Origin of the sequence: Mycobacterium bourgelatii (genome assembly GCF_010723575.1) — a bacterium.
Taxonomy (GTDB): Bacteria; Actinomycetota; Actinomycetes; order Mycobacteriales; family Mycobacteriaceae; genus Mycobacterium; species Mycobacterium bourgelatii.
Genome location: NZ_BLKZ01000001.1, coordinates 1987775 through 2009306 on the forward strand (window position 1 = coordinate 1987775; position 21532 = coordinate 2009306).

Genomic DNA, 21532 nt, shown 5'->3' on the forward strand with positions numbered 1-21532 from the left:
TGCCATTCGCGATCTGTTTCCCGGTTGCCCGGCCGAGCGTGCCGACGCGATCGCACGTCATGCCGCCACCCGGGGGAGTGGGAGGATCGGCCGTAGCGCGGCCGGGCGGGCACTGGACCCCGAAGCGGTGACGCTGGCCGTCGTGGCGTCGGTTCGGCATGTGGACACGCCGTACGACGAACTTTTGATGTCGGGCGTCGACCGGGAAGCGGCTCGGCATCGGGTGGCCGCGCAGGTCGACGCGGTGCTGAACCGCTGGCGCGCGGCCGGCCGCTAGTGCACCGGCAGTACCAGCCGGGACTCGCCGAAGTGCACCGAATGCGTGGCCGGTTTCACCTGCCGGGCCATCAGTGTCGGCTCTTCGGTGCCCAGGTTGCGCGCGTAGCGGGGGAACCAGCTGCCGGCGATCAGTACGCGGATGCGTGAGCCTGCCCTGAATCGGTGGGCCATCGGATCGAGCTCCACTTTGACGGGTCTCCCGACGTCACTCAGGCGCCGGTAGGCCTCGCTCACGTTGCGCGACCGGCCCTTGGGGTCGACCTCGCTGACCCGGACGAACAGGTCAACGTTGGGATTGTCGGCGGAATGCTCCAGTTCGACGACGGGGTGCCCGTGGACGGACAGGTCCTGGGTGAGTGCGGCCCCGGTGAATGCGAGCACGTCGTCCCGCGACGCCAGGCGAGTGTCGTTGCGGTAGCCACCCGTCGGCGCAAGCAACGGGCCGCCGATGACGGGAGTGGGGCGCTCGGGGTCCGCCAGAAAGGTCGCCGGCGGCGCGCCGGACGGCGGTGGGGCGACGTCCAAGCGGCCGTGTGGGTGCAGGTACAGCGCATGTTCAGTGGTCGCCGGAGGCCAGTCGGGCAGGTAGCGCCAACCCTGCCCGGTGACGAACACCCGGACCGTGTCGGGACGGCGCGGGGGGGGAGGCGCCGGCCAGGTGGGCGTCCAGCCAGTCGAAGGACTCCTGGGCGCAGGTGGCCAGCCCCTTGGTGAGCATCTGGGTGTGTGTCCAGGGGCCGACGGTGAGCGCGACGTTGACTCCCCGGTCGCGCAGGTGCCGGTACTGCCGCACCGTCTGGTTCACGAAGACGTCCTGCCAACCGCTCAGCAGCAGCACCGGGACATCAACGCGATCCAGCGCGGCGGGGAACCGCACGGCATCCCAGAACGGGTCGTCGTCCTCGGTGTGTTCGACCCAGGACTCGAACCACGGCGCGCCGTCGCCGAGCAACGCTCGGGCGGACTCGCCCATCGGCAGCGACCGCAGCGCGCGCGTCACCCGGCGTTGGGCGGTCAATTGGCTGATCGCGCGGCGGTGCATCGGACTCTCCTGGCGGGCGACCATGTCGCTCCAGGCCAGGAAATCGTTCGCGAACGCGCCGGTGCCCCAAACCGAGTCCCGAAAGTCGTGTGGGCCCACGGTGATGACGGCTGCGGCCAGTTCCGGCGGCGGGTCGTCTAGCAGCGCCCACTGGGTGAAGCCCAGATACGACAGACCCACGGTGGCGAACCGGCCGGTGAACCACGGCTGCTCCCGGAGCCACGCCACGGTGTCCGCGCCGTCGGCGGCCTCGTTGACCATCGGCTCGAATTCGCCCTCGGAGCCAAACGTCCCGCGCACGCTCTGCAACACGACGTGGTAGCCCCGCGCGGCATAGAGCCGGGCGAAAACCAGGGAAAACGGCACGGTTCGTCCATAGGGTCCGCGGACCAACAGTGTGCCGGCCGGACCCCCGGCGGTACCGTGCGGAACGTAATGATCGGCCACCAACCGGACGCCGTCGCGCATCGGAATGCGGACCCGTCTGACGGTGTAGCGGTTGGTCGCGGGGCGCAGTCCAAGCATCCGGCCCAGCGCGTTGGACGGGGTCTTCCTCGTCTTGGTCACGCTTAGAGGTTATGGGTCCCTAGAACTTGTAGAACGGGACCAGCTCGTTTGCCCGCTGCAGGTTGGTGGACGGGCAGTCCACATCGGGCTCCGAGTAGACCGTCGAGTAGAACAGCGACTGCTGGATCACTCCGTAGCTGGTCTTGAACGTCACCATGCAGGAGATGTACCAGTAGCTGTTGTGATAGGTCGGCTTCACCACCCAGTACTGGGCGGCGCGGTGGCCGGCGATCTCGGTCTCGATGGCGTCCGGGGGAAGTGACTGGGCATACGTGCGCCAGACGATGGGCTCGATCGCCATCTGGTAGTTGCCGGCGTCGAAGTGGCAGCGCAGCCCTTCTTCGGGTATCGGCGGGGTGAACGCCAGCCCCAGCCGTTGCACGGCGTCGAAGGGGATGTCGTTGCACGGGTCGAACGGGCTCGGATCGGTGGTGGCCACGATCGGGCTCTTCATCGTGGTGGACATCGGCGCGGCGGTCGACCGCAGCTGCACACCTTCGCTGGCCATCGGGGCGGGCGGAACCGCCTGCCAGCCCACGGTGCCTCCCGCGATCCCAAAGATCAGCGCAGCCACCGCTCCAACCAGACGCACCTTGGTGAGCACGGCACCCCCTGCCTTCTGGTTTTCTCGTTGCCGGGAGTGTACAAGTCGCTTCCGCGTCGGCACAGGGGTTCCTGCCGTAGTTCGCTCAATCGGCGGAAACGCGCCGGGTCGCTAGGCTAGTTACTCGTGACCACAAGGCAGGAGCGCAACGGCGGAGGGCAGCCGACGCTGTGGGCCGTCTCCGACCTGCACACCGGTCACATGGGCAACAAGCCGGTCACCGAGTCGCTGCACCCGTCGTCACCCGACGACTGGCTGATCGTGGCCGGGGACGTCGGCGAACGCACCGACGAGATTCGCTGGGCGCTGGACCTGCTGCGCCGGCGGTTCGCCAAGGTGATCTGGGTGCCGGGCAACCACGAACTGTGGACCACCAACCGCGACCCGATGCAGATCTTCGGCCGCGACCGGTACGACTACCTGGTCAACATGTGCGACGAGATGGGCGTCGTCACCCCCGAACACCCGTTTCCGGTGTGGACCGAACGGGGTGGCCCGGCCACCATCGTGCCGATGTTCCTGCTGTACGACTACAGCTTTCTGCCGCAGGGCGCGACGAGCAAGGCCGAGGGAGTGGCCATCGCCCGGGAACGCAACGTGGTGGCCACCGACGAGTTCCTGCTCTCACCCGAGCCCTATCCGACCCGCGATGCCTGGTGTCGCGAGCGGGTGGCCAAGACTCGCGCCCGGCTCGAGCAGCTGGACTGGATGCAGCCGACCGTATTGGTGAATCACTTTCCGCTGGTTCGCGAACCCTGCGACGCGTTGTTCTATCCGGAGTTCTCGCTGTGGTGCGGAACCACCAAGACCGCCGATTGGCACACCCGCTACAACGCGGTCTGCTCGGTCTACGGCCACCTGCACATCCCGCGGACCACGTGGTACGACGGGGTGCGCTTCGAAGAGGTGTCGGTCGGTTACCCCCGGGAGTGGCGTCGCCGCAAGCCGTACAGCTGGCTGCGCCAGGTGTTGCCGGATCCGCAGTATGCGCCCGGCTACCTCAACGACTTCGGCGGTCACTTCGTGGTCACACCGGAGATGAAGGCCCAGGCCGAGGCGTTCCGGGAACGAGTGCGGCAACGGCAGGCACGGTGACGGCGGACAAACTCGTGTCATCGGTGCTGCCCGGCACGGTGATCCACGATCTTGCGTACGACGAGTTGTACTCCGACCCACCGGGATTGGCGCCGCTGCCCGAAGAGGAGCCGCTGATCGCCAAGTCGGTGAGCAAGCGGCGCAACGAGTTCATCACCGTCCGGTACTGTGCCCGGGCGGCGCTGGGCCAGCTCGGCGTGCCCCCGGTGCCGATTCTCAAGGGGGACAAGGGAGAACCGTGCTGGCCCGACGGCATCGTCGGCAGCCTCACGCACTGCACGGGTTACCGCGGCGCCGTTGTCGGCCGCAGCGCCGAGGTGCGGTCGGTGGGCATCGACGCCGAGCCGCACGACGTGCTGCCCCACGGTGTGCTGAATTCCATCAGCCTGCCCGCCGAGCGCAGCGAGATCCCGCTGGCCATGCCGACAGACCTGCACTGGGACCGAATCCTGTTCTGCGCCAAGGAAGCAACGTATAAGGCGTGGTTTCCGCTCACCAAGCGGTGGCTGGGGTTCGAAGACGCGCACATCACGTTCGACGCCGACAGTGCAACCACGGGCAGTTTTGTCTCGCGCATCTTGATCGACCCCTCCACACTGTCCGGCCCGCCACTCAAGGCGCTGTCCGGCCGGTGGTCGGTCGAACGGGGGCTGGTGCTCACCGCGATCGTGTTATGACCGTTCTGGACAAGGCAGGGATCGTCGTCGTCGACAAGCCCGCCGGAATGACCAGTCACGACGTGGTCGGGCGCTGCCGGCGAATCTTCGCCACCCGACGGGTGGGCCACGCGGGCACGCTGGACCCCATGGCCACCGGTGTGCTGGTCGTCGGAATCGAACGCGCCACCAAGATTCTCGGTCTGCTGACCGCGACCTCGAAGGCATACGCCGCCACCATCCGGCTGGGTCAGACCACTTCCACCGAGGACGCGGAAGGCGAACTGTTGCACTCGGTCTCCGCGGAACACCTCACCGATGACGCGATCGAGGCCGCCATCACCGGGTTGCGGGGTGACATCCTGCAGGTGCCGTCGGCGGTCAGCGCGATCAAGGTCGAGGGCCGTCGCGCCTATCAGCTGGCGCGTGCCGGCCAGTCCGTGGAGTTGGCGGCTCGGCCGGTGCGTATCGACCGTTTCGAGGTGCTGGCCGTTCGGCGCTCGGAAGGCCTTGTCGATCTCGACGTCGAGGTCGACTGCTCGTCCGGCACCTATATCCGGGCACTGGCCCGCGATCTGGGCGCCGCGCTCGGGGTGGGTGGCCACCTGACAGCGTTGCGCCGCACTCGCGTCGGCCGTTTCGGCCTGGACCAGGCGCTGACGCTGGAGGAGTTGGCACTACAGCCGCGGCTGAGCCTCAGCCTCGACGAGGCCTGCCTGCTGATGTTTCCCCGCCGCGACCTGAGCCCCGACGAGGCAGACGCCGCGCGCAACGGCCGGCCCCTGTCGCCCGCCGGTATCGACGGCATCTACGCGGCGTGCGACGGCGACCGCGTGATTGCGCTGCTGCGCGATGAGGGTTCGCGGACCAAGTCGGTGGTGGTAATCCGCCCCGCGACGCTGTGATGCACACTTGGAGCGAATCGCTTCGCAGAGCCGGCTGAAGGAGGCAATGATGCCTAAATCGTCCAACAGGGTTTTCGTCGTCGGGGTGGGGATGACGAAGTTCGAAAAGCCGGGCCGGCGCGAAGGTTGGGACTACCCCCAGATGGCCAAGGAGTCCGGCACCAAGGCGCTGCAGGACGCCGGGATCGAGTACCGCGAGATCGAGCAGGGCTACGTCGGTTATGTCGCCGGCGATTCCACCAGCGGCCAGCGCGCCCTTTATGAACTGGGCTTGACGGGCATCCCGATCGTCAATGTCAACAACAACTGCTCCACCGGATCCACCGCGCTGTACCTCGGCGCGCAGGCCATCCGCGGCGGACTGGCCGACTGCGTGCTGGCACTGGGCTTCGAGAAGATGCAGCCCGGATCGTTGCAGGGCGGCTTCCAGGATCGCGAATCACCGCTCGGCAACCACGTGAAGGCACTGGCCGAGATCGACGAGTTCGCTTTCCCGGTGGCGCCGTGGATGTTTGGCGCGGCGGGCCGCGAACACATGAAGAAGTACGGCACCACCGCCGAGCACTTCGCCAAGATCGGTTACAAGAACCACAAGCACTCGGTGAACAACCCGTACGCCCAGTTCCAAGAGGAATACACCCTCGACGACATCCTGGCCGCGAAGATGATTTCCGATCCCCTCACCAAGCTGCAGTGCTCGCCCACCTCGGACGGCTCGGCCGCGGTGGTGCTGGCCAGTGAGGAGTATGTGGCCCAACACGATCTGGCCGGGCAGGCGGTGGAGATCGTCGGGCAGGCGATGACCACCGACTTCGCCTCCACCTTCGACGGCAGTGCCCGCAACATCATCGGCTATGACATGAATGTCCAAGCCGCACAACAGGTTTACCAGCAGTCGGGGCTGGGGCCGGACGACTTCCAGGTGATCGAGCTGCACGACTGCTTCTCCGCCAACGAGCTGCTGCTCTACGAGGCGCTCGGGCTGTGCGGCGAGGGTGAGGCGCCCAAGCTGGTCGACGACAACCAGACCACCTACGGCGGGCGGTGGGTGGTGAACCCCTCGGGCGGGCTGATCTCCAAGGGCCACCCGCTGGGCGCGACCGGACTGGCCCAGTGCTCGGAGCTGACCTGGCAGTTGCGCGGTACCGCCGACAAGCGTCAGGTCGACAACGTGACGGCCGCGCTGCAGCACAACATCGGTCTGGGCGGGGCGGCCGTCGTCACCGCTTACCAGCGCGCCGAACGGTAGGGGAGAGGGCCTTGATCGAGTGGTCCGACACCGACCTGATGGTGCGCGACGCCGTCCGTCAATTCATCGACAAGGAGATTCGTCCGAACCTCGACGCCCTGGAAACCGGTGAGCTGTCGCCGTATCCGATCGTGCGGAAGCTGTTCAGCCAGTTCGGTCTCGACGTCATGGCCGCCGAAGCGGTCAAGTCGATGTTGGACAAGGAGCGCGCCGGCGTCACCAAGGCCGAAAAGCCGGACACGGCAAACGGATCGGGCGGACTGGGCGCCCAGGGGTCGATGGCCGCGGTGCTGATCTCCGAACTGTCCGGGGTGAGCATCGGCCTGCTGAGCACGGCGGTGGTGAGCCTCGGACTGGGCGCCGCGACCATCATGAGCCGCGGCACGCTGGCCCAGAAGGAGCGCTGGCTGCCGCAGCTGATGACGCTGGAAAAGATTGCGGCGTGGGCGATTACCGAGCCCGACTCCGGGTCGGACGCGTTCGGCGGCATGAAGACGACCGTCAAGCGCGACGGCGAAGACTACATCCTCAACGGGCAGAAGACGTTCATCACCAACGGGCCTTACGCCGACGTCCTGATCGTCTACGCGAAGCTCATCGAAGAGTCCGAGGCCGGGTCGGCGGCGGACCGGCGTAACCGTCCGGTGCTGGTGTTCGTGCTCGATTCCGGAATGCCGGGCCTGACCCAGGGCAAGCCGTTCAAGAAGATGGGCATGATGTCCTCGCCCACCGGCGAACTGTTCTTCGACAACGTGCGGCTCACCCCGGACCGCCTGCTGGGCGAGAGCGAACAGCACAGCGAAGGCGACGGCCGCGACAGTGCCCGCGCCAACTTCGCCGTGGAACGCCTCGGGGTCGCGCTGATGGCGCTGGGCATCATCAACGAATGCCACCGGCTGTGCGTGGATTACGCCAAGACCCGCACCCTGTGGGGCAAGAACATCGGGCAGTTCCAACTGATCCAGCTCAAGCTGGCCAAGATGGAGATCGCCCGAATCAACGTGCAGAACATGGTCTTTCAGATGTTGGAGCGCCAGAAGGTCGGCAAACAGCCGACGCTGGCCGAGGCGTCGGCGATCAAGCTGTACTCCTCGGAGGCCGCCACCGAGGTTGCCATGGAGGCGGTTCAGCTGTTCGGCGGCAACGGTTATATGGCCGAGTACCGGGTGGAACAGCTGGCCCGCGACGCGAAGTCGCTGATGATCTACGCCGGCAGCAACGAAGTCCAGGTGACGCACATCGCCAGGGGGCTGCTCAGCTCCTGACGGTCCCGCGAGCCTGAAATTTTGCAGGTCCGCAGTCGAACTTTTGCTGCAAATCTTCAGGCTCGCGGACGGGCTTGGAAGGCTCGGCCCCGCCGCGCGCCTCGCCCGCCCACCTGCGGCGAGCCTGAAATCTCGCAGGTTCGCACTCGAACTTTCCCTGCGAATCTTCAGGCTCGCGGACGGCGCCGCCGTAGGTGTCCCAGGGACATCGCCGCACCGCGGGCTAGGCGACCACCCAGATCGCCCGGGCGGCCGGGCTGCCCAGGTCGACGGTGGTCTCATCGCCGTCACCCGAATCGATGGCCACCGAGATCATCCCGGCGAATTCACGCCGCGTGAGCACCCGCAGCTGCGAGTCGAGGTTGATTCCCACGCTGTCGAAGTAGCGCAGCATCTCCGGGTCCGCATCCGAGATGCGGGCCACCGTCGCGGTGTCGCCGTCGCCGCAGGCCCACAACTGCCGTGCCGGCGGGCTGGGCACCTGTCCGTCGGAAGCGGGAATGGGGTCGCCGTGCGGGTCCCGGCGCGGGTATCCCAACTTGGCGTCGATGCGGGACACCAGGCGTTCGGACACCGCGTGTTCGAGCACCTCGGCCTCGTCGTGTACCTCGTCCCAGCTGTAGCCGAGCTCGTTGACCAGGAAAGTTTCCAGCAGCCGGTGGCGACGCACCATCGCCAGCGCGGCCCTCCGACCGGACTCGGTCAGCGTCACCGCGCCGTATTTCTCGTGGTCGACCAGACCCTGCTCGGCGAGTTTGCGGATCGATTCCGACGCGGTGCTGGCGGACACCCCGATCTTCTCGGCCAGCATCTTGGTGCTGACCCGTTGCGGAGCCCCCTCGGGCGACCATTCCTGGGCCGTCCAGATGACCTTCAGGTAGTCCTGGGCAACCGCGGTGAGATCGCCAGGCTTGTCGTCAGCCCTCACAACCGAAAGTTTAGGCAATCCAGACCTAACTTGGCTGAACATGCTTCGACCTGGTGTGGCGCGCGCGCTACCGGGCGCTTCGGGGCGCTTCTGGGCTTCACGAGGGCTCGCGCCGTAGGCTTGCGCTCGTGCAGCGGTGGCGCGGCCAGGACGAGATCCCCACGGACTGGGGTAGATGCGTACTCACCATCGGGGTGTTCGACGGGGTGCATCGCGGACACGCCGAATTGATCGCGCACGCGGTCAAAGCCGCCCGTGCCCGGGGCGTGCCGTCGGTGCTGATGACGTTCGACCCCCACCCCATGGAAGTGGTGTATCCGGGCAGTCACCCGGCGCAGCTGACCACGCTGACCCGCCGGGCCGAACTCGTCGAAGAGCTGGGCATCGACGTGTTCCTGGTGATGCCGTTCACCACCGATTTCATGAAGCTGACTCCTGATCGCTACATCCACGAACTGCTGGTCGAGCACCTGCATGTGGTGGAGGTCGTCGTCGGAGAGAACTTCACGTTCGGCAAGAAGGCTGCCGGCAACGTCGACACCCTGCGCAAGGCGGGCGAGCGGTTCGGCTTCGCGGTGGAGTCGATGTCGCTGCTGTCCGAGCACCACAGCAACGAGACGGTGACGTTCTCGTCCACCTACATCCGCTCGTGTGTGGACGCGGGTGACATGGTGGCGGCAACCGAGGCGCTGGGGCGCCCGCATCGGGTCGAGGGCGTGGTGGTCCGGGGCTACGGTCGTGGGGCCGAGCTGGGTTTTCCGACGGCCAACGTGGCGCCGCCGATGTATTCGGCGATCCCGGCCGACGGGGTCTACGCCGCCTGGTTCACCGTCCTCGGCCACGGACCGGTGACCGGCACCGTCGTCCCGGGCGAGCGCTACCAGGCCGCGGTGTCGGTCGGGACCAATCCGACGTTCTCCGGGCGCACCCGCACCGTCGAGGCGTTCGTGCTCGACACCTCCGCGGACCTTTACGGCCAGCACGTGGCGCTGGACTTCGTCGCCCGCATTCGTGGGCAGAAGAAGTTCGACTCGGTGCAGGACCTGATCGCCGAGATCGGCAAAGACACCGAGCGCACGCGCGCCTTGCTGTCGGCGGGCTGACACGCGCATTTCGGACGGCGGCGCTGCCGCTGCTAAACTGCCCAGCGATATCGGCGCGTGCTGCAGTTCGCGGCGGCCGTGCCGAGGAATTCACTGATCGCGGACCGATTGATGGAGATTTTTTCGTGGCGCTGACTGCTGAGCAGAAGAAAGAAATTCTGCGCAATTACGGCCTGCATGAGACCGACACCGGATCGCCGGAGGCGCAGATCGCGCTGCTGACCAAGCGCATCGCCGACCTGACCGAGCACCTCAAGGTGCACAAGCACGACCACCACTCCCGGCGCGGGTTGCTGCTGCTGGTCGGTCGTCGCAAGCGTCTGGTCAAGTACCTCACGCAGATCGACGTCGAGCGCTACCGCTCGCTGATCGAGCGGCTGGGGCTGCGCCGCTGACCTGCGCGTCATACGCGCCATGCGCAACCTACTGCTGGCGCTAGCCGTCGCAGGATGCTGGCTCCTTGCGGGCTGTTCCTCGCGGCCCAATGCCGCCGACTACAAGGTCGGGGAGTGCATCAAGCTCAGCGGTTCACCGGATACGCCGCGGGCCGACACGGCGGCCTGCGGTAGCCCAGAGTCGAACTTCCGGCTGGTGGCATCGGTAGACGATCGCGAGCACTGCCCCGCGGACGTCGACTCTTCCTATTCGGCGATCAACGCGATTGACGGATCCAGCAAGACACTCTGCCTCGATGTCGACTGGGTGGTCGGTGGCTGCATGAGCATCGATCCCGGTCACGTCCTCGATCCGGTTCGCGTGGAGTGCAACGACGTGTCGGCACCCAACCGGCAGCGTGCGACCCAGATCTTGAAGCGCCCGGACGGTCCGGTCAGCGTCGACCAGTGCGCCACCGGCCTCGGTTACGTCTACGCCCAGCGGGGGTTCGTGGTGTGCGTCGAAGCCATGAGCGGCGCGCCCGCAGTACCGGGGCGACCTTAACGCCCTGTAGAGTGAGAGCGTTCTGGACCGTTACGGTCCAGCAAATGGTGCAGCTCACGCAGATCCGCGCGGGCTGTTCCAGCGAGTCACTGCATATGCAGGAGAACAGCCCGGTCTGATCGGGCGGTCTTCGGTAGTGGCTGCCGGGCTCTCCGGATCTGGAGCAGACCGGCCGCTTCGATCGATGGCCGTAGCCGAATTCGGACTCCGCTGGTCCTCCGGGAGCATTTTCGCGTGTGACGACGCGAAATAGCTGAATAACCGAGAGAGGCCGCACCGACGTATGTCTGCAGCTGAAATTGAAGAAGGCGTCTTCGAATCAACCGCCACCATCGACAATGGGAGCTTCGGCACCCGCACCGTCCGTTTCGAGACCGGCCGCCTGGCATTGCAGGCCGCTGGGTCCGTGGTCGCCTACCTGGACGAAGAAAACATGCTGCTGTCGGCGACCACAGCCAGCAAGAGCCCCAAGGAACACTTCGACTTCTTCCCGTTGACGGTCGACGTCGAGGAGCGGATGTATGCCGCCGGGCGCATCCCCGGCTCGTTCTTCCGTCGTGAAGGCCGGCCGTCCACCGATGCGATCCTGACCTGTCGGCTCATCGACCGTCCGTTGCGTCCGTCGTTCGTCGACGGCCTGCGCAACGAGATCCAGATCGTGGTGACCATCCTGAGCCTGGACCCCAACGACCTCTACGACGTGCTCGCTATCAATGCTGCGTCGGCATCGACTCAGTTGGCCGGCCTGCCGTTCTCCGGTCCCATCGGAGGGGTCCGGGTCGCGCTCATCGACGGCACCTGGGTCGCGTTCCCCACCGTCGAGCAGATCGAGCGCGCCGTGTTCGACATGGTCGTGGCCGGTCGCATCGTCGGCGACGACGTGGCGATCATGATGGTCGAGGCCGAGGCCACCGAGAAAGTCATCGAATTGGTCGAAGGCGGCGCTCAGGCGCCGACCGAAGCGGTGGTCGCCGAGGGTCTGGAGGCGGCCAAGCCGTTCATCAGGGCGCTGTGCACCGCCCAGCAGGAACTTGCCGACGCGGCCGCCAAGCCGACCGGCGAGTACCCGGTGTTCCCGGAGTACGGCGACGACGTCTACTACTCGGTCGCCTCGGTGGCCACCGACGACCTGTCGGCCGCGCTGACCATCGGGGGCAAGGCCGAACGGGACCAGCGCACCTCCGAGATCAAGGCCCAGCTGCTCGAGCGCCTCGCCGACACCTATGAAGGCCGGGAGAAAGAGATCAGCGCCGCGTTCCGCTCGCTGACCAAGAAGCTGGTTCGCCAGCGCATCCTCACCGACCATTTCCGCATCGACGGCCGTGGCATCACCGACATTCGTGCCCTGTCGGCCGAGGTCGCCGTGGTTCCGCGGGCGCACGGCAGCGCGGTGTTCGAGCGTGGCGAGACCCAGATCCTGGGCATCACCACGCTGGACATGATGAAGATGGCCCAGCAGATCGATTCGCTGGGACCGGAAACGACCAAGCGTTACATGCACCACTACAACTTCCCGCCGTACTCGACGGGTGAGACCGGCCGGGTCGGTTCGCCCAAGCGGCGCGAGATCGGACACGGCGCGCTGGCCGAGCGGGCCCTCATCCCGGTGTTGCCGAGCGTCGAGGACTTCCCCTACGCGATCCGGCAGGTGTCCGAAGCCCTGGGCTCGAACGGCTCGACCTCGATGGGATCGGTGTGCGCGTCCACGTTGGCGCTGCTGAATGCCGGAGTTCCGCTGAAGGCGCCGGTGGCCGGCATCGCCATGGGCCTGGTGTCCGACGACGTCGAGCTGGAGGGCGGCGGTACGGAGCGTCGCTTCGTGACCCTGACCGACATCCTGGGCGCCGAAGACGCGTTCGGTGACATGGACTTCAAGTGCGCCGGCACCAAGGACTTCGTCACCGCGCTGCAGTTGGACACCAAGCTCGACGGGATTCCGTCTAAGGTGCTGGCCGGCGCGCTGGCCCAGGCCAAGGACGCGCGTCTGACCATCCTCGAAGTCATGGCCGAGGCCATCGACCAGCCGGACGAGATGAGCCCGTACGCGCCTCGCGTGACCACCATCAAGGTCCCGGTGGACAAGATCGGCGAGGTCATCGGGCCCAAGGGCAAGGTCATCAACGCGATCACCGAGGAGACCGGAGCCCAGATCTCCATCGAGGACGACGGCACCGTGTTCGTCGGCGCCACCGACGGTCCCTCGGCGCAGGCCGCCATCGACAAGATCAACGCCATCGCCAACCCGCAATTGCCGACGGTGGGCGAGCGGTTCCTCGGAACCGTGGTCAAGACAACCGATTTCGGTGCGTTCGTATCGCTGCTGCCCGGGCGTGACGGTTTGGTACACATCTCCAAACTCGGCAAGGGCAAGCGGATCGCGAAGGTGGAGGACGTCGTCAACGTCGGCGACAAGCTGCGGGTGGAGATCGCTGACATCGACAAGCGGGGCAAGATCTCGCTCGTTCTCGTTGCCGAGGAAGAAGCCGCGGCCCCAGCGTCGGCCGATGCCGCGACCGTCAGCAGCTAAGCCTGCGGGCGCCGGGGCGCTGCGCCGCACCACGCTCCCCGGCGGCCTGCGAGTGGTCACGGAACACCTGCCTGCGGTGCGGTCGGCTTCGGTCGGAGTTTGGGTGGGGGTCGGGTCGCGCGACGAAGGCGCTACGGTGGCCGGAGCCGCGCACTTCCTTGAGCATCTGCTGTTCAAGTCGACCCCAACCCGCACCGCCGTCGACATCGCGCAGGCAATGGACGCCGTCGGTGGGGAACTGAACGCGTTCACCGCCAAGGAACACACCTGCTACTACGCCCATGTGCTCGACACCGATCTGGCGCTGGCCGTCGATCTGGTCGCCGACGTGGTGCTCAATGGCCGCTGTGCTCCCGATGACGTCGAGTTGGAACGCGACGTCGTCCTCGAGGAAATCGCCATGCGCGATGACGACCCCGAGGACGCCCTTGCGGACATGTTCCTGTCGGCGATGTTCGGCGACCACCCGGTGGGCCGGCCGGTGATCGGCAGCGCAAAGTCGGTGTCGTCGATGACGCGGGCGCAGCTGCACTCCTTCCACGTGCGGCGATACACGCCGGAGCGGATGGTGATCGCCGTGGCCGGCAACGTCGACCACGACGAAGTGGTGGCGTTGGTGCGGGAGCACTTCGGACCGAGGTTGGTCCGCGGCCGTAGCCCGGCGGCGCCGCGCAAGGGGACCGGCCGGGTGAACGGGCGCCCCAGTTTGGCATTGGCCAAGCGGGATGCCGAGCAAACTCACGTGTCGCTGGGCGTGCGCACCCCCGGACGCCGCTGGGAGCACCGTTGGGCCCTGTCGGTGCTGAACACCGCACTGGGCGGCGGCCTGAGTTCGCGGCTGTTCCAAGAGGTTCGCGAGGCCCGCGGGTTGGCGTACTCGGTCTATTCCGCGCTGGACATCTTCGCCGACAGCGGCGCGCTGTCGGTGTATGCCGCTTGTCTGCCGGAGCGATTCGACGAAGTCATGCGGGTTACCGCCCAGGTGCTGGAATCGGTGGCGCGCGATGGGATCACGGAGGCGGAGTGTCGGATCGCCAAGGGCTCGCTGCGGGGCGGGTTGGTGCTCGGGCTGGAAGATTCCAGCTCGCGGATGAGCCGACTGGGCCGCAGTGAACTGAACTACGGCACGCATCACAGCATCGAGCACACCTTGGAGCAAATTGACCGGGTCACCGTCGACGAGGTGAACGCGGTGGCGCGCCGGGTGCTGGGCAACAGTTACGGCGCCGCCATCCTCGGCCCGCATAAGTCGAAACGTTCGCTGCCCCAACAACTTCGGGCGATGGTAAGGTAGCGCGATGGTACTGGGCTTCTGGGACATCGCGGTGCCCATCGTGGGCGCACCGATGGCGGGCGGTCCGGGCACCCCGGCGCTGGCTGCGGCGGTGTCCAACGCGGGCGGCCTGGGCTTCGTGGCCGGCGGCTACCTGACGGCGGACCAGTTCGCCGAGGACATTGCCGCCGCACGCAAGGCGACGACGGGCCCCATCGGGGCGAATATCTTTGTGCCGCAACCAAGTGTTGCCGACTGGGTGCAGCTCGAGTACTACGCCGAAGACCTCGAGGAAGTGGCCGAGCATTACCGCGTCGAGATCGGCCACCCCGTTCATGGCGACGATGACGAGTGGGAACGCAAGCTCGAAGTGGTGGCCGATATCCGACCGGAGATCGTTTCCTTCACCTTCGGTGCCCCGCCGCCGGACGTCGTTCGCCAGTTGAGCGCGCTCGGTCTGCTGGTGTCGATCACCGTGACGTCGGCCTATGAAGCGGGAATCGCCGTCGCCGCCGGGGCCGACAACCTGGTGGTGCAAGGCCCGGCGGCCGGTGGACACCGCGGCACGTTCGCGCCGGACATGGAACCCAATTCCGAGTCTTTGCACCAACTGCTGGACCGAATCGGCCACGCCCACCAAGACATTCCGCTGATCGCGGCCGGGGGCTTAGGGACGCCAGAGGACATCGCGGCGGCGCTGCGCAGAGGGGCGGTCGCCGCCCAGGTGGGCACCGCGCTGTTGCTTGCCGACGAGGCCGGCACCAACCCGGCGCACCGAGTGGCGTTGAAGAACCCGGAGTTTGACTCCACGGTCGTCACTCGGGCTTTCTCCGGCCGTTACGCGCGCGGTCTGGCCAACAACTTCACCCGCTTGCTCGATCACGTGGCGCCGCTGGGCTACCCGGAGATCAACCAGATGACGAAGCCGATACGGGCGGCCGCAATCGAGCAGGAGGACCCGCACGGCACCAACCTCTGGGCGGGTGCCGCTTACCGGGAGGCTCGCGCCGGCTCGGCGAAGGGCATCGTCGCTTCGTTGGACCCCGACGCGCGCACGCTGTAGACGCCCTTTTGGGTCAGGCCAACTCAGGCCAGCACGGTGGCCGGTTCGGTGAACGGTAAGCCGAGGTCGGCCGCCACCTGCTGCGACAACAACGCCCCGTCGTGCGTCGAAAGCCCCTTGGCCAGAGCGGGATCCGCTCGACATGCCGCCCGCCAGCCCTGATCGGCCAGCTTGAGCACGTAGGGGATGGTCGCGTTGGTCAGGGCATGCGTCGAGGTCTTGGGTACCGCGCTGGGCATGTTCGCCACGCAGTAGAACTGCGTGTCGTGCACGACGAACGTCGGGTCGTCGTGGGTGGTAGGCCTCGAGTCTTCGAAACAGCCGCCCTGGTCGATGGAGATGTCCACCACCACTGCGCCGCGTTTCATCTGTGCGACAAGGGAATTGGAGATCAGCTTGGGAGCCTTGCCGCCGGGTATCAGGACGGCGCCGATCACCAGGTCGGCGTGCTCGACGGCATCCTCGAGGTCGTAGGCGGACGAATAGCGGGTACGGACAGCGACGCCGAACTCGGAGTCGAGTTGGCGCAGCCGGTTGATGTTGACGTCGAAGATGGTGACGGCCGCGCCCATGCCGCTGGCGACCCGGGCGGCGTTGTAGCCGGCGATACCGCCGCCGATCACGACGACGTTCGCGGGTTCCACACCTGGTACGCCACCCATCAACACGCCGCGTCCGCCGTGGGTGCGCATCAGGTGGTACGCCCCCGCCTGCGCGGACAGCCGCCCGGCAACCTCGCTCATCGGGGCCAGCAACGGCAACGCGCCGTCGGTGGTCTGCACGGTTTCGTAGGCAATAGAAGTCGCTCCCGACTTCAGCAACGCCTCCGTGCAGGGCAGGGTGGCCGCCAGGTGCAGGTAGGTGAACACGGTCTGGCCGCGCCGCAGCAGCTCGTACTCGGCCGGCAACGGTTCCTTGACCTTGAGAAGTAGGTCCGCGCCCGCCCACACCTGTTCGGCCGTGCCGATCACCTCGGCCCCGGCCCCCTTGAAGTCGGCATCGCTAATCGCCGAGCCTTCTCCCGCGCCGGCCTGGACCAGCACCCGGTGGCCGCGGTTGGTCAGTGCGGCTACCCCCGCCGGGGTGATTGCCACTCGGAATTCGCTGTTCTTGATCTCGGTCGGAATGCCGACGCGCATGCTTATATTCTGAAGAAAGTTCGGTTGAGCCGCAATCACAATGACAATAATTCTGTAGAGTCGGCGTATGAGTGATGAAGCAACGGACGAGGCGGCTCGGCTGGCCGACTCGCCGAAGGATTTTCGGCCTGCCGATTTGGACGCGGTAGATCGCAGAATCCTGACCGTGCTGCACGGCGATGCGCGCATCACCAACAATGCCCTCGCGGAGGCGGTCGGCATCGCGCCGTCGACGTGTCACGGCCGGGTCAAGCGGCTGGTGGAGCTCGGCGTGATCCGCGGTTTCTACACAGACATCGATCCGGTCGCCGTGGGATTGCCACTGCAGGCGATGATCTCGGTCAACCTGCACTCCAACGCCCGCGGGAAGATTCGCAATTTCATCCGGCAGATCCGCACCCGACGACAGGTCATGGACGTCTACTTTCTTGCCGGTGCGGACGACTTCCTGCTGCACGTCGCCGCTCGCGACACCGAGGATCTGCGCTCGTTCGTCGTCGAAAACCTCAACGCGGATGCCGACGTCGCGGGTACTCAAACGTCGCTGATTTTCGAGCATCTTCGGGGGGCGGCACCGATTTAGGTGCTCGCTATGATCGTCGGATGACGCAGCCCTCCGCCTCCGCAACCGTGCATATCGACGCCAGCCCCGAGGCGGTGTATGACCTGATCACAGACCTGCAAACGTTGGCGGCGCTGGCCGAAGAAACCGAGTCGATGGAGTTGCGCAAGGGCGACAAGGGCGGGGCCGTTCGTCCGGGCGCGGTCTTCGTCGGACACAACAAGAACGGCAACAAGCGCTGGACCACCAAGTGCACCGTCACCGACGCCGAACCGGGCCGCGTCTTCGCCTTCGACGTGCGCTACGCGGTGCTACCGGTGGCGCGCTGGCAATACGACATCGTCGCCGCCGACGGCGGTTGCAGCGTCACCGAGAGCACCTGGGACCGCCGTCCCGGCTGGTTTCGCAAGGTAGCGCCCCTGGCCACGGGGGTGGCCGACCGGGCGAGCGCCAACGCCGAGCACATAGCGGCGACCCTGCAGCGCCTCAAGCAGCGCGCCGAAAAAAGGCCTAGAACCTAGTACCGCGGGTATCGCATACCGGGGGTCCCTAGGTACACTGACCGCATCACGGCAGTGACGCCGAGGCAAGGGGGCCTGGATGACGACCGTTGACGACAGGGCAGTGGGGCCGCATTCACAGGAAGCGGCCGCGTCAGACCACGAGCGTCTCGTCCTTGAGGCGCGCGACGTCCAGTTCGACTGGGCGCGGCTGCCGGTTCACTATGTGCCCAACGAGCCGATGGCCACCCACGTCCTCAACGTGCTGCATCTGCTGTTGCCGGCGGGTGAGGAATTCTTCGTCGAGGTCTTCAAGAAGGCGCTGCCCCTGATCAAGGACGACCAGCTGCGGTTGGACGTGCAGGGATTCATCGGCCAGGAGGCCATCCACTCGCAGGCCCACTCCGGCGTGCTCGCGCATTTCGACGCCCAAGGCATCGACGTGACTCCGTTTACCGACCAGGTCAAGTGGCTCTTCACCACACTGCTCGGCGACAAGCCGCGCCGCAGCACCCGGCGCCAGCACAGCTGGCTGCTGGAGCAGGTGTCATTCATTGCTGCGGTCGAGCACTACACCGCCGTGTTGGGGGAATGGATTCTGAATTCCCCGGCGCTCGACGCCGTCGGCACTGACCCCGTGATGCTCGACATGCTGCGGTGGCACGGCGCGGAAGAAGTTGAGCACAAGGCCGTGGCGTTCGACACCATGAAGCATCTGCGGGCCGGGTACTGGCGACAGGTGCGTACCCAGCTGGCCGTGGGGCCGGTGTTGTTGCTGTTGTGGATTCGCGGGGTGCGGTTCATGTATTCGGTGGATCCGTGCCTGCCGCCGGGAGCGAAAGCACGGTGGCGCGACTACTTCAGTGCGGCGCGGCGCGGGTTGGTCCCTGGGCCGTGGCGCCTGTTGCGCGTCGTCGCCCACTACTTCAAGCCGGGGTTTCACCCGTCGCAGTTGGGCGGGGTGGGCCTGGCGGTCGACTACCTGGCGGTCTCGCCGGCAGCCCGGGCGTCGCACTGACTTATGACTAGCACTTCACTTATCACGGCGTCCGACGGCGTCAGGCTGGCCGTCCACCGCTACACCGACATCGACCCGCAGCGCCCGACCGTCCTCGCTGTGCACGGTTGGCCCGACAATCACCACATTTGGGACGGGGTGGCGGCCGAGCTTGGCGGACGCTACAACTTTGTGGCCTACGATGTGCGGGGTGCCGGCGAATCATCTTGCCCAGCAACGCGATCCGGGTACCGACTGGGACAGCTGGTCGCCGACTTGGGGGCGGTGATCGACAGTCTGGAGGTCGGCCAGGTCCATCTCCTGGCCCATGACTGGGGGTCCGTGCAGGGCTGGGCGGCCGTCACCGACGAGTCGGTTGCCGGCAAGATCGCTTCCTTCACGTCGCTTTCTGGGCCGCATCTACAGGGCGCAGGCAGATTCCTGCGATCGGCGCGCGGTCCCCGGTCCCTGGTCGATGTGGCCAAACAGATTGCGGGATCAAGCTATATCGCCTTCTTCCTGACTCCCGCCGCGCCGGAACTGGCGTTTCGCTCCGGGATTGGCGTGAAAGTCGTTGAGGCCGTTGAACGCATCGGCGGTTCAGGCACGCGCGCCCAACGGGTTTCACCGCCGCGTGCGATCGGCGACTTTGTCAACGGGCTCAACCTCTACCGGGAGAACCTGCCCGCACCGCTGTTTTCACCCGGGCCACAACTGCCTCGGACCGACGTCAGCGTCCAGGTGCTCGCACCCCGTCGGGACTACTTCATCTCACCCCCGCTGCAGCGCCTGCAGGGCGCGATTTCGCTTCGCAGCCGCGTTGTTTCGATCGAGGGCGGGCACTGGGTGGTGACCGCGCGCCCCGACGCAGTCGCCAGGCTCACCGCCGAGTGGATCGAGGCCGTCATTCGGGGTGAAGTCGAGACATCGGTCGAGTACGGCGAGTCGCGTCAGGCCGGCGGCAGGCTTACGCTGATCAATCGTCTGCTGGCGCGCTTGGCTCTGCTGTTGAAGTAGGAAGTTCGCTGTGCCGGAAAGCATTTGGAAGAGCAGGCCCGCCGACCTCTACGGCCGGCGGAAACGGGATCGGTTCTACACCGCATTGTGGGGCGTGCGCGTCCTGGTGGGCGGATTGGCCTCGGCTTCGCGGTGGAATCCGTCGCGGGTGACACCCGTGCGACGGACCCACCACGCCACGGTCACCAAACGCGAACTCGTTGCCCCCGATGTGGTTGCGCTGACGCTTGCCGATCCGGACGGCGGGTTGCTGCCATCCTGGACACCCGGTGGCCACATCGACGTGCAATTGCCGTCGGGGCGCCGCCGGCAGTACTCGCTGTCCGGTCCGCCCGGGCGCCGCACGGACTACCGGATCGCCGTACGTCGCATCCCCGACGGTGGGGGCGGTTCGATAGAGATGCACGACGCCTTCGATGTGGGGGACACCCTGGTGTTCGAAGGCCCGCGGAACGCGTTCTACCTCGGCACGGCCGAACGGGACGTGCTGTTCGTGATCGGCGGCATCGGGGTGACGCCGGTGCTACCGATGATCCGGGTGGCCGCGCAACGCGGATCCGATTGGCGCGCAATCTATGTGGGCCGCAGCCGCGAGTACATGCCGTTCTTGGACGAGGTTGTCGCGGTGGATCCCGACCGGGTCACGGTATGGGCCGACGACGAGCACGGTCGATTGGCCGGGGTCGACGAATTGTTGGCCGGGGCCGGGCCGAAGACCGCCGTATACGTGTGTGGGCCGCCCGCGATGCTGGACGCGGTCCGAGCGGCGCGCGCCGAATACGCCGGTGCGCCCCTGCACTACGAGCGGTTCAGCCCGCCGCCCGTGGTCGACGGCATTCCGTTCGAATTGCAACTCGGGCGGTCGGGGGAGGTGCTGTCCGTTCCGGCGAACCGGTCCGCGCTGGCCGTCATGCTGGACCGCGACCCCACCACGGCGCACTCCTGCCAACAGGGGTTCTGCGGGACGTGCAAGGTCAAAGTGCTTGCCGGGCACGTTGATCGCCGAGGCCGCACGGCTGAGGGGGAGGACGAGATGCTGGTCTGCGTGTCGCGGGCGAAGGGTGATCGGTTGGTTATCGACGCTTGAGTCGGTAACCCACGTGGGGGACGTCCACCCCGGGCAGCGGTTGCCAGGTGAAGGTGCGGCCGTCCTCGTGGAAGTCTTTCTTCTCGTAGAAGTTGCGCGCCTTCTGGTTCTTGTCGGCGCACCACAAGATCACGTCCTCGGAAGGGTTCGCCCGCAAGGCTTTGTTGAGTAGGCGGCCACCGATGCCGTGTCGTTGGCTGTGCTCGGTGACGTAGAGCGCGTCGATGTGCAGGTCGCGGGGAACGGCGACGTCCGGGCCGAACATGATCATGCCGAGCAACCTGCCGCGGTACTCGGCGATCCACATCGACCACCCGTTGCGGCTGAGGGTCATCGGATAGAACTCGGTCGCCCAGCGGTGCGGCTGACCGATCAGGTCGAGGTGATGCGGCGCAATGATGCCGGTCCAGGACAGCCGCCACGACGGGTAGTGCATCTCCGCGACCTTGGCGTACTCGGTCGGCTTGGCCTGACGGATCGTGACGTCTTTGGACTTCACGCCCTAAAGCCTAGGGGCTGGCGACCAGTGCGGTGAGGGTGCGCGAATTGCGCGTCCCAACGGTGGGTCGCCGTACCGACACGCATGTTCGCGGAAAAGGGATGTCATGGCTCCCCGGGGGTGTGGCATGGTCGCCTGCCCTTTGGCAGTCGCATCGGAGCAATGCTGATCAGCGGACGCCTCAACGCGCGGTTTTGATCCCCGGAGTTCGATGATCGAGGCGCTTCCGCCCGTGG

General features: G+C 66.6%; 20 protein-coding genes and 2 pseudogenes. 17 read left to right on the forward strand and 5 right to left on the reverse strand.

What is annotated here, in order from left to right; genetic code table 11:
• Nucleotide 1: 1 nt before the first annotated feature.
• Nucleotides 2–277: pseudogene (locus G6N68_RS08865) on the forward strand (DUF2293 domain-containing protein); the annotation flags it as partial.
• Here the strand turns inward: G6N68_RS08865 and G6N68_RS08870 are convergent.
• A pseudogene (locus G6N68_RS08870) lies at nt 274–1846 on the reverse strand (CocE/NonD family hydrolase). The pseudogenes G6N68_RS08865 and G6N68_RS08870 overlap by 4 nt on opposite strands.
• Nucleotides 1847–1907: 61 nt before the next feature.
• Nucleotides 1908–2492 carry a DUF3558 domain-containing protein gene (locus G6N68_RS08875; protein WP_205351278.1) on the reverse strand — a complete coding sequence of 195 codons (585 nt, stop codon included), beginning with the start codon at nt 2490–2492 and terminating at the stop codon, nt 1908–1910.
• A gap of 126 nt (nt 2493–2618) precedes the next feature.
• Here G6N68_RS08875 and pptH point away from each other — a divergent pair, with 126 nt between their 5' ends.
• Genes pptH through G6N68_RS08900 form a run of 5 tightly spaced genes read left to right on the forward strand, consistent with a single transcriptional unit; the run spans nt 2619 to nt 7662 of the window.
• Nucleotides 2619–3587 carry an ACP phosphodiesterase PptH gene (gene pptH, locus G6N68_RS08880; RefSeq protein WP_163710562.1) on the forward strand — a complete coding sequence of 323 codons (969 nt, stop codon included), beginning with the start codon at nt 2619–2621 and terminating at the stop codon, nt 3585–3587.
• Nucleotides 3584–4264, forward strand: coding sequence for a 4'-phosphopantetheinyl transferase PptT (gene pptT / locus G6N68_RS08885; protein ID WP_163710564.1), 681 nt, complete (start codon nt 3584–3586; stop codon nt 4262–4264). Before pptH ends, pptT begins: the two co-directional genes overlap by 4 nt.
• Nucleotides 4261–5148 (forward strand): tRNA pseudouridine(55) synthase TruB, encoded by an 888-nt coding sequence (truB, locus tag G6N68_RS08890; protein WP_163710568.1) that lies wholly within the window; start codon nt 4261–4263, stop codon nt 5146–5148. Before pptT ends, truB begins: the two co-directional genes overlap by 4 nt.
• A 46-nt stretch (nt 5149–5194) precedes the next feature.
• Entirely contained in the window at nt 5195–6397 is a 1203-nt protein-coding gene (locus tag G6N68_RS08895; RefSeq protein WP_163710572.1) for a lipid-transfer protein, read from the forward strand.
• Between the two features lie 11 nt (nt 6398–6408).
• Nucleotides 6409–7662, forward strand: coding sequence for an acyl-CoA dehydrogenase family protein (locus tag G6N68_RS08900; RefSeq protein ID WP_163710574.1), 1254 nt, complete (start codon nt 6409–6411; stop codon nt 7660–7662).
• Between the two features lie 223 nt (nt 7663–7885).
• On the opposite strand, the gene mntR is transcribed toward G6N68_RS08900, so the two are convergent.
• A complete protein-coding gene (gene mntR, locus G6N68_RS08905) occupies nt 7886–8590 on the reverse strand; it encodes a manganese-binding transcriptional regulator MntR (RefSeq protein ID WP_163710578.1) in 705 nt (234 codons plus the stop codon).
• Nucleotides 8591–8718: 128 nt separating this feature from the next.
• Here mntR and G6N68_RS08910 point away from each other — a divergent pair, with 128 nt between their 5' ends.
• The 6 genes from G6N68_RS08910 (at nt 8719) to G6N68_RS08935 (ending at nt 15495) form a co-directional block, all read left to right on the forward strand.
• A complete protein-coding gene (locus G6N68_RS08910; RefSeq protein ID WP_163710580.1) occupies nt 8719–9693 on the forward strand; it encodes a bifunctional riboflavin kinase/FAD synthetase in 975 nt (324 codons plus the stop codon).
• A gap of 125 nt (nt 9694–9818) precedes the next feature.
• Nucleotides 9819–10088, forward strand: coding sequence for a 30S ribosomal protein S15 (gene rpsO / locus G6N68_RS08915; protein WP_163710583.1), 270 nt, complete (start codon nt 9819–9821; stop codon nt 10086–10088).
• Nucleotides 10089–10107: 19 nt separating this feature from the next.
• Nucleotides 10108–10632 carry an LppU family putative lipoprotein gene (gene lppU, locus G6N68_RS08920; protein WP_163710587.1) on the forward strand — a complete coding sequence of 175 codons (525 nt, stop codon included), beginning with the start codon at nt 10108–10110 and terminating at the stop codon, nt 10630–10632.
• Between the two features lie 283 nt (nt 10633–10915).
• On the forward strand, nt 10916–13159 hold the full coding sequence (locus G6N68_RS08925; protein WP_163710590.1) for a polyribonucleotide nucleotidyltransferase: 2244 nt from the start codon (nt 10916–10918) through the stop codon (nt 13157–13159).
• A complete protein-coding gene (locus tag G6N68_RS08930; protein WP_163710593.1) occupies nt 13137–14453 on the forward strand; it encodes a M16 family metallopeptidase in 1317 nt (438 codons plus the stop codon). The genes G6N68_RS08925 and G6N68_RS08930 overlap by 23 nt, the downstream gene beginning before the upstream one ends.
• A 4-nt stretch (nt 14454–14457) precedes the next feature.
• The gene (locus G6N68_RS08935; RefSeq protein WP_163710597.1) at nt 14458–15495 is read left to right on the forward strand and encodes a nitronate monooxygenase; all 1038 of its coding nucleotides are present in this window, start codon (nt 14458–14460) and stop codon (nt 15493–15495) included.
• A 23-nt stretch (nt 15496–15518) separates the two neighbouring features.
• On the opposite strand, the gene ald is transcribed toward G6N68_RS08935, so the two are convergent.
• Nucleotides 15519–16634, reverse strand: a complete 1116-nt coding sequence (gene ald / locus G6N68_RS08940; RefSeq protein ID WP_163710601.1) for an alanine dehydrogenase — start codon at nt 16632–16634, stop codon at nt 15519–15521.
• A 67-nt stretch (nt 16635–16701) separates the two neighbouring features.
• On the opposite strand from ald, the gene aldR reads away from it, so the two are divergent.
• The 5 genes from aldR to G6N68_RS08965 all read left to right on the forward strand — a co-directional run bounded on the left by aldR (nt 16702) and on the right by G6N68_RS08965 (nt 20797).
• The gene (gene aldR, locus G6N68_RS08945) at nt 16702–17217 is read left to right on the forward strand and encodes an HTH-type transcriptional regulator AldR (protein WP_163710604.1); all 516 of its coding nucleotides are present in this window, start codon (nt 16702–16704) and stop codon (nt 17215–17217) included.
• Nucleotides 17218–17237: 20 nt separating this feature from the next.
• Complete coding sequence (locus G6N68_RS08950) at nt 17238–17717, forward strand: SRPBCC family protein (RefSeq protein ID WP_163710607.1); 480 nt, start codon at nt 17238–17240, stop codon at nt 17715–17717.
• Between the two features lie 79 nt (nt 17718–17796).
• Nucleotides 17797–18714, forward strand: a complete 918-nt coding sequence (locus G6N68_RS08955) for a metal-dependent hydrolase (RefSeq protein ID WP_163710610.1) — start codon at nt 17797–17799, stop codon at nt 18712–18714.
• 3 nt (nt 18715–18717) lie between these two features.
• Nucleotides 18718–19710, forward strand: a complete 993-nt coding sequence (locus G6N68_RS08960) for an alpha/beta fold hydrolase (protein ID WP_163710613.1) — start codon at nt 18718–18720, stop codon at nt 19708–19710.
• Between the two features lie 10 nt (nt 19711–19720).
• A complete protein-coding gene (locus G6N68_RS08965; protein WP_205351280.1) occupies nt 19721–20797 on the forward strand; it encodes a PDR/VanB family oxidoreductase in 1077 nt (358 codons plus the stop codon).
• Here G6N68_RS08965 and G6N68_RS08970 read toward each other — a convergent pair.
• Nucleotides 20784–21233 (reverse strand): GNAT family N-acetyltransferase, encoded by a 450-nt coding sequence (locus G6N68_RS08970; RefSeq protein ID WP_163718372.1) that lies wholly within the window; start codon nt 21231–21233, stop codon nt 20784–20786. The two genes, G6N68_RS08965 and G6N68_RS08970, sit on opposite strands and share 14 nt — an antisense overlap.
• Between the last annotated feature and the right edge of the window lie 299 nt (nt 21234–21532).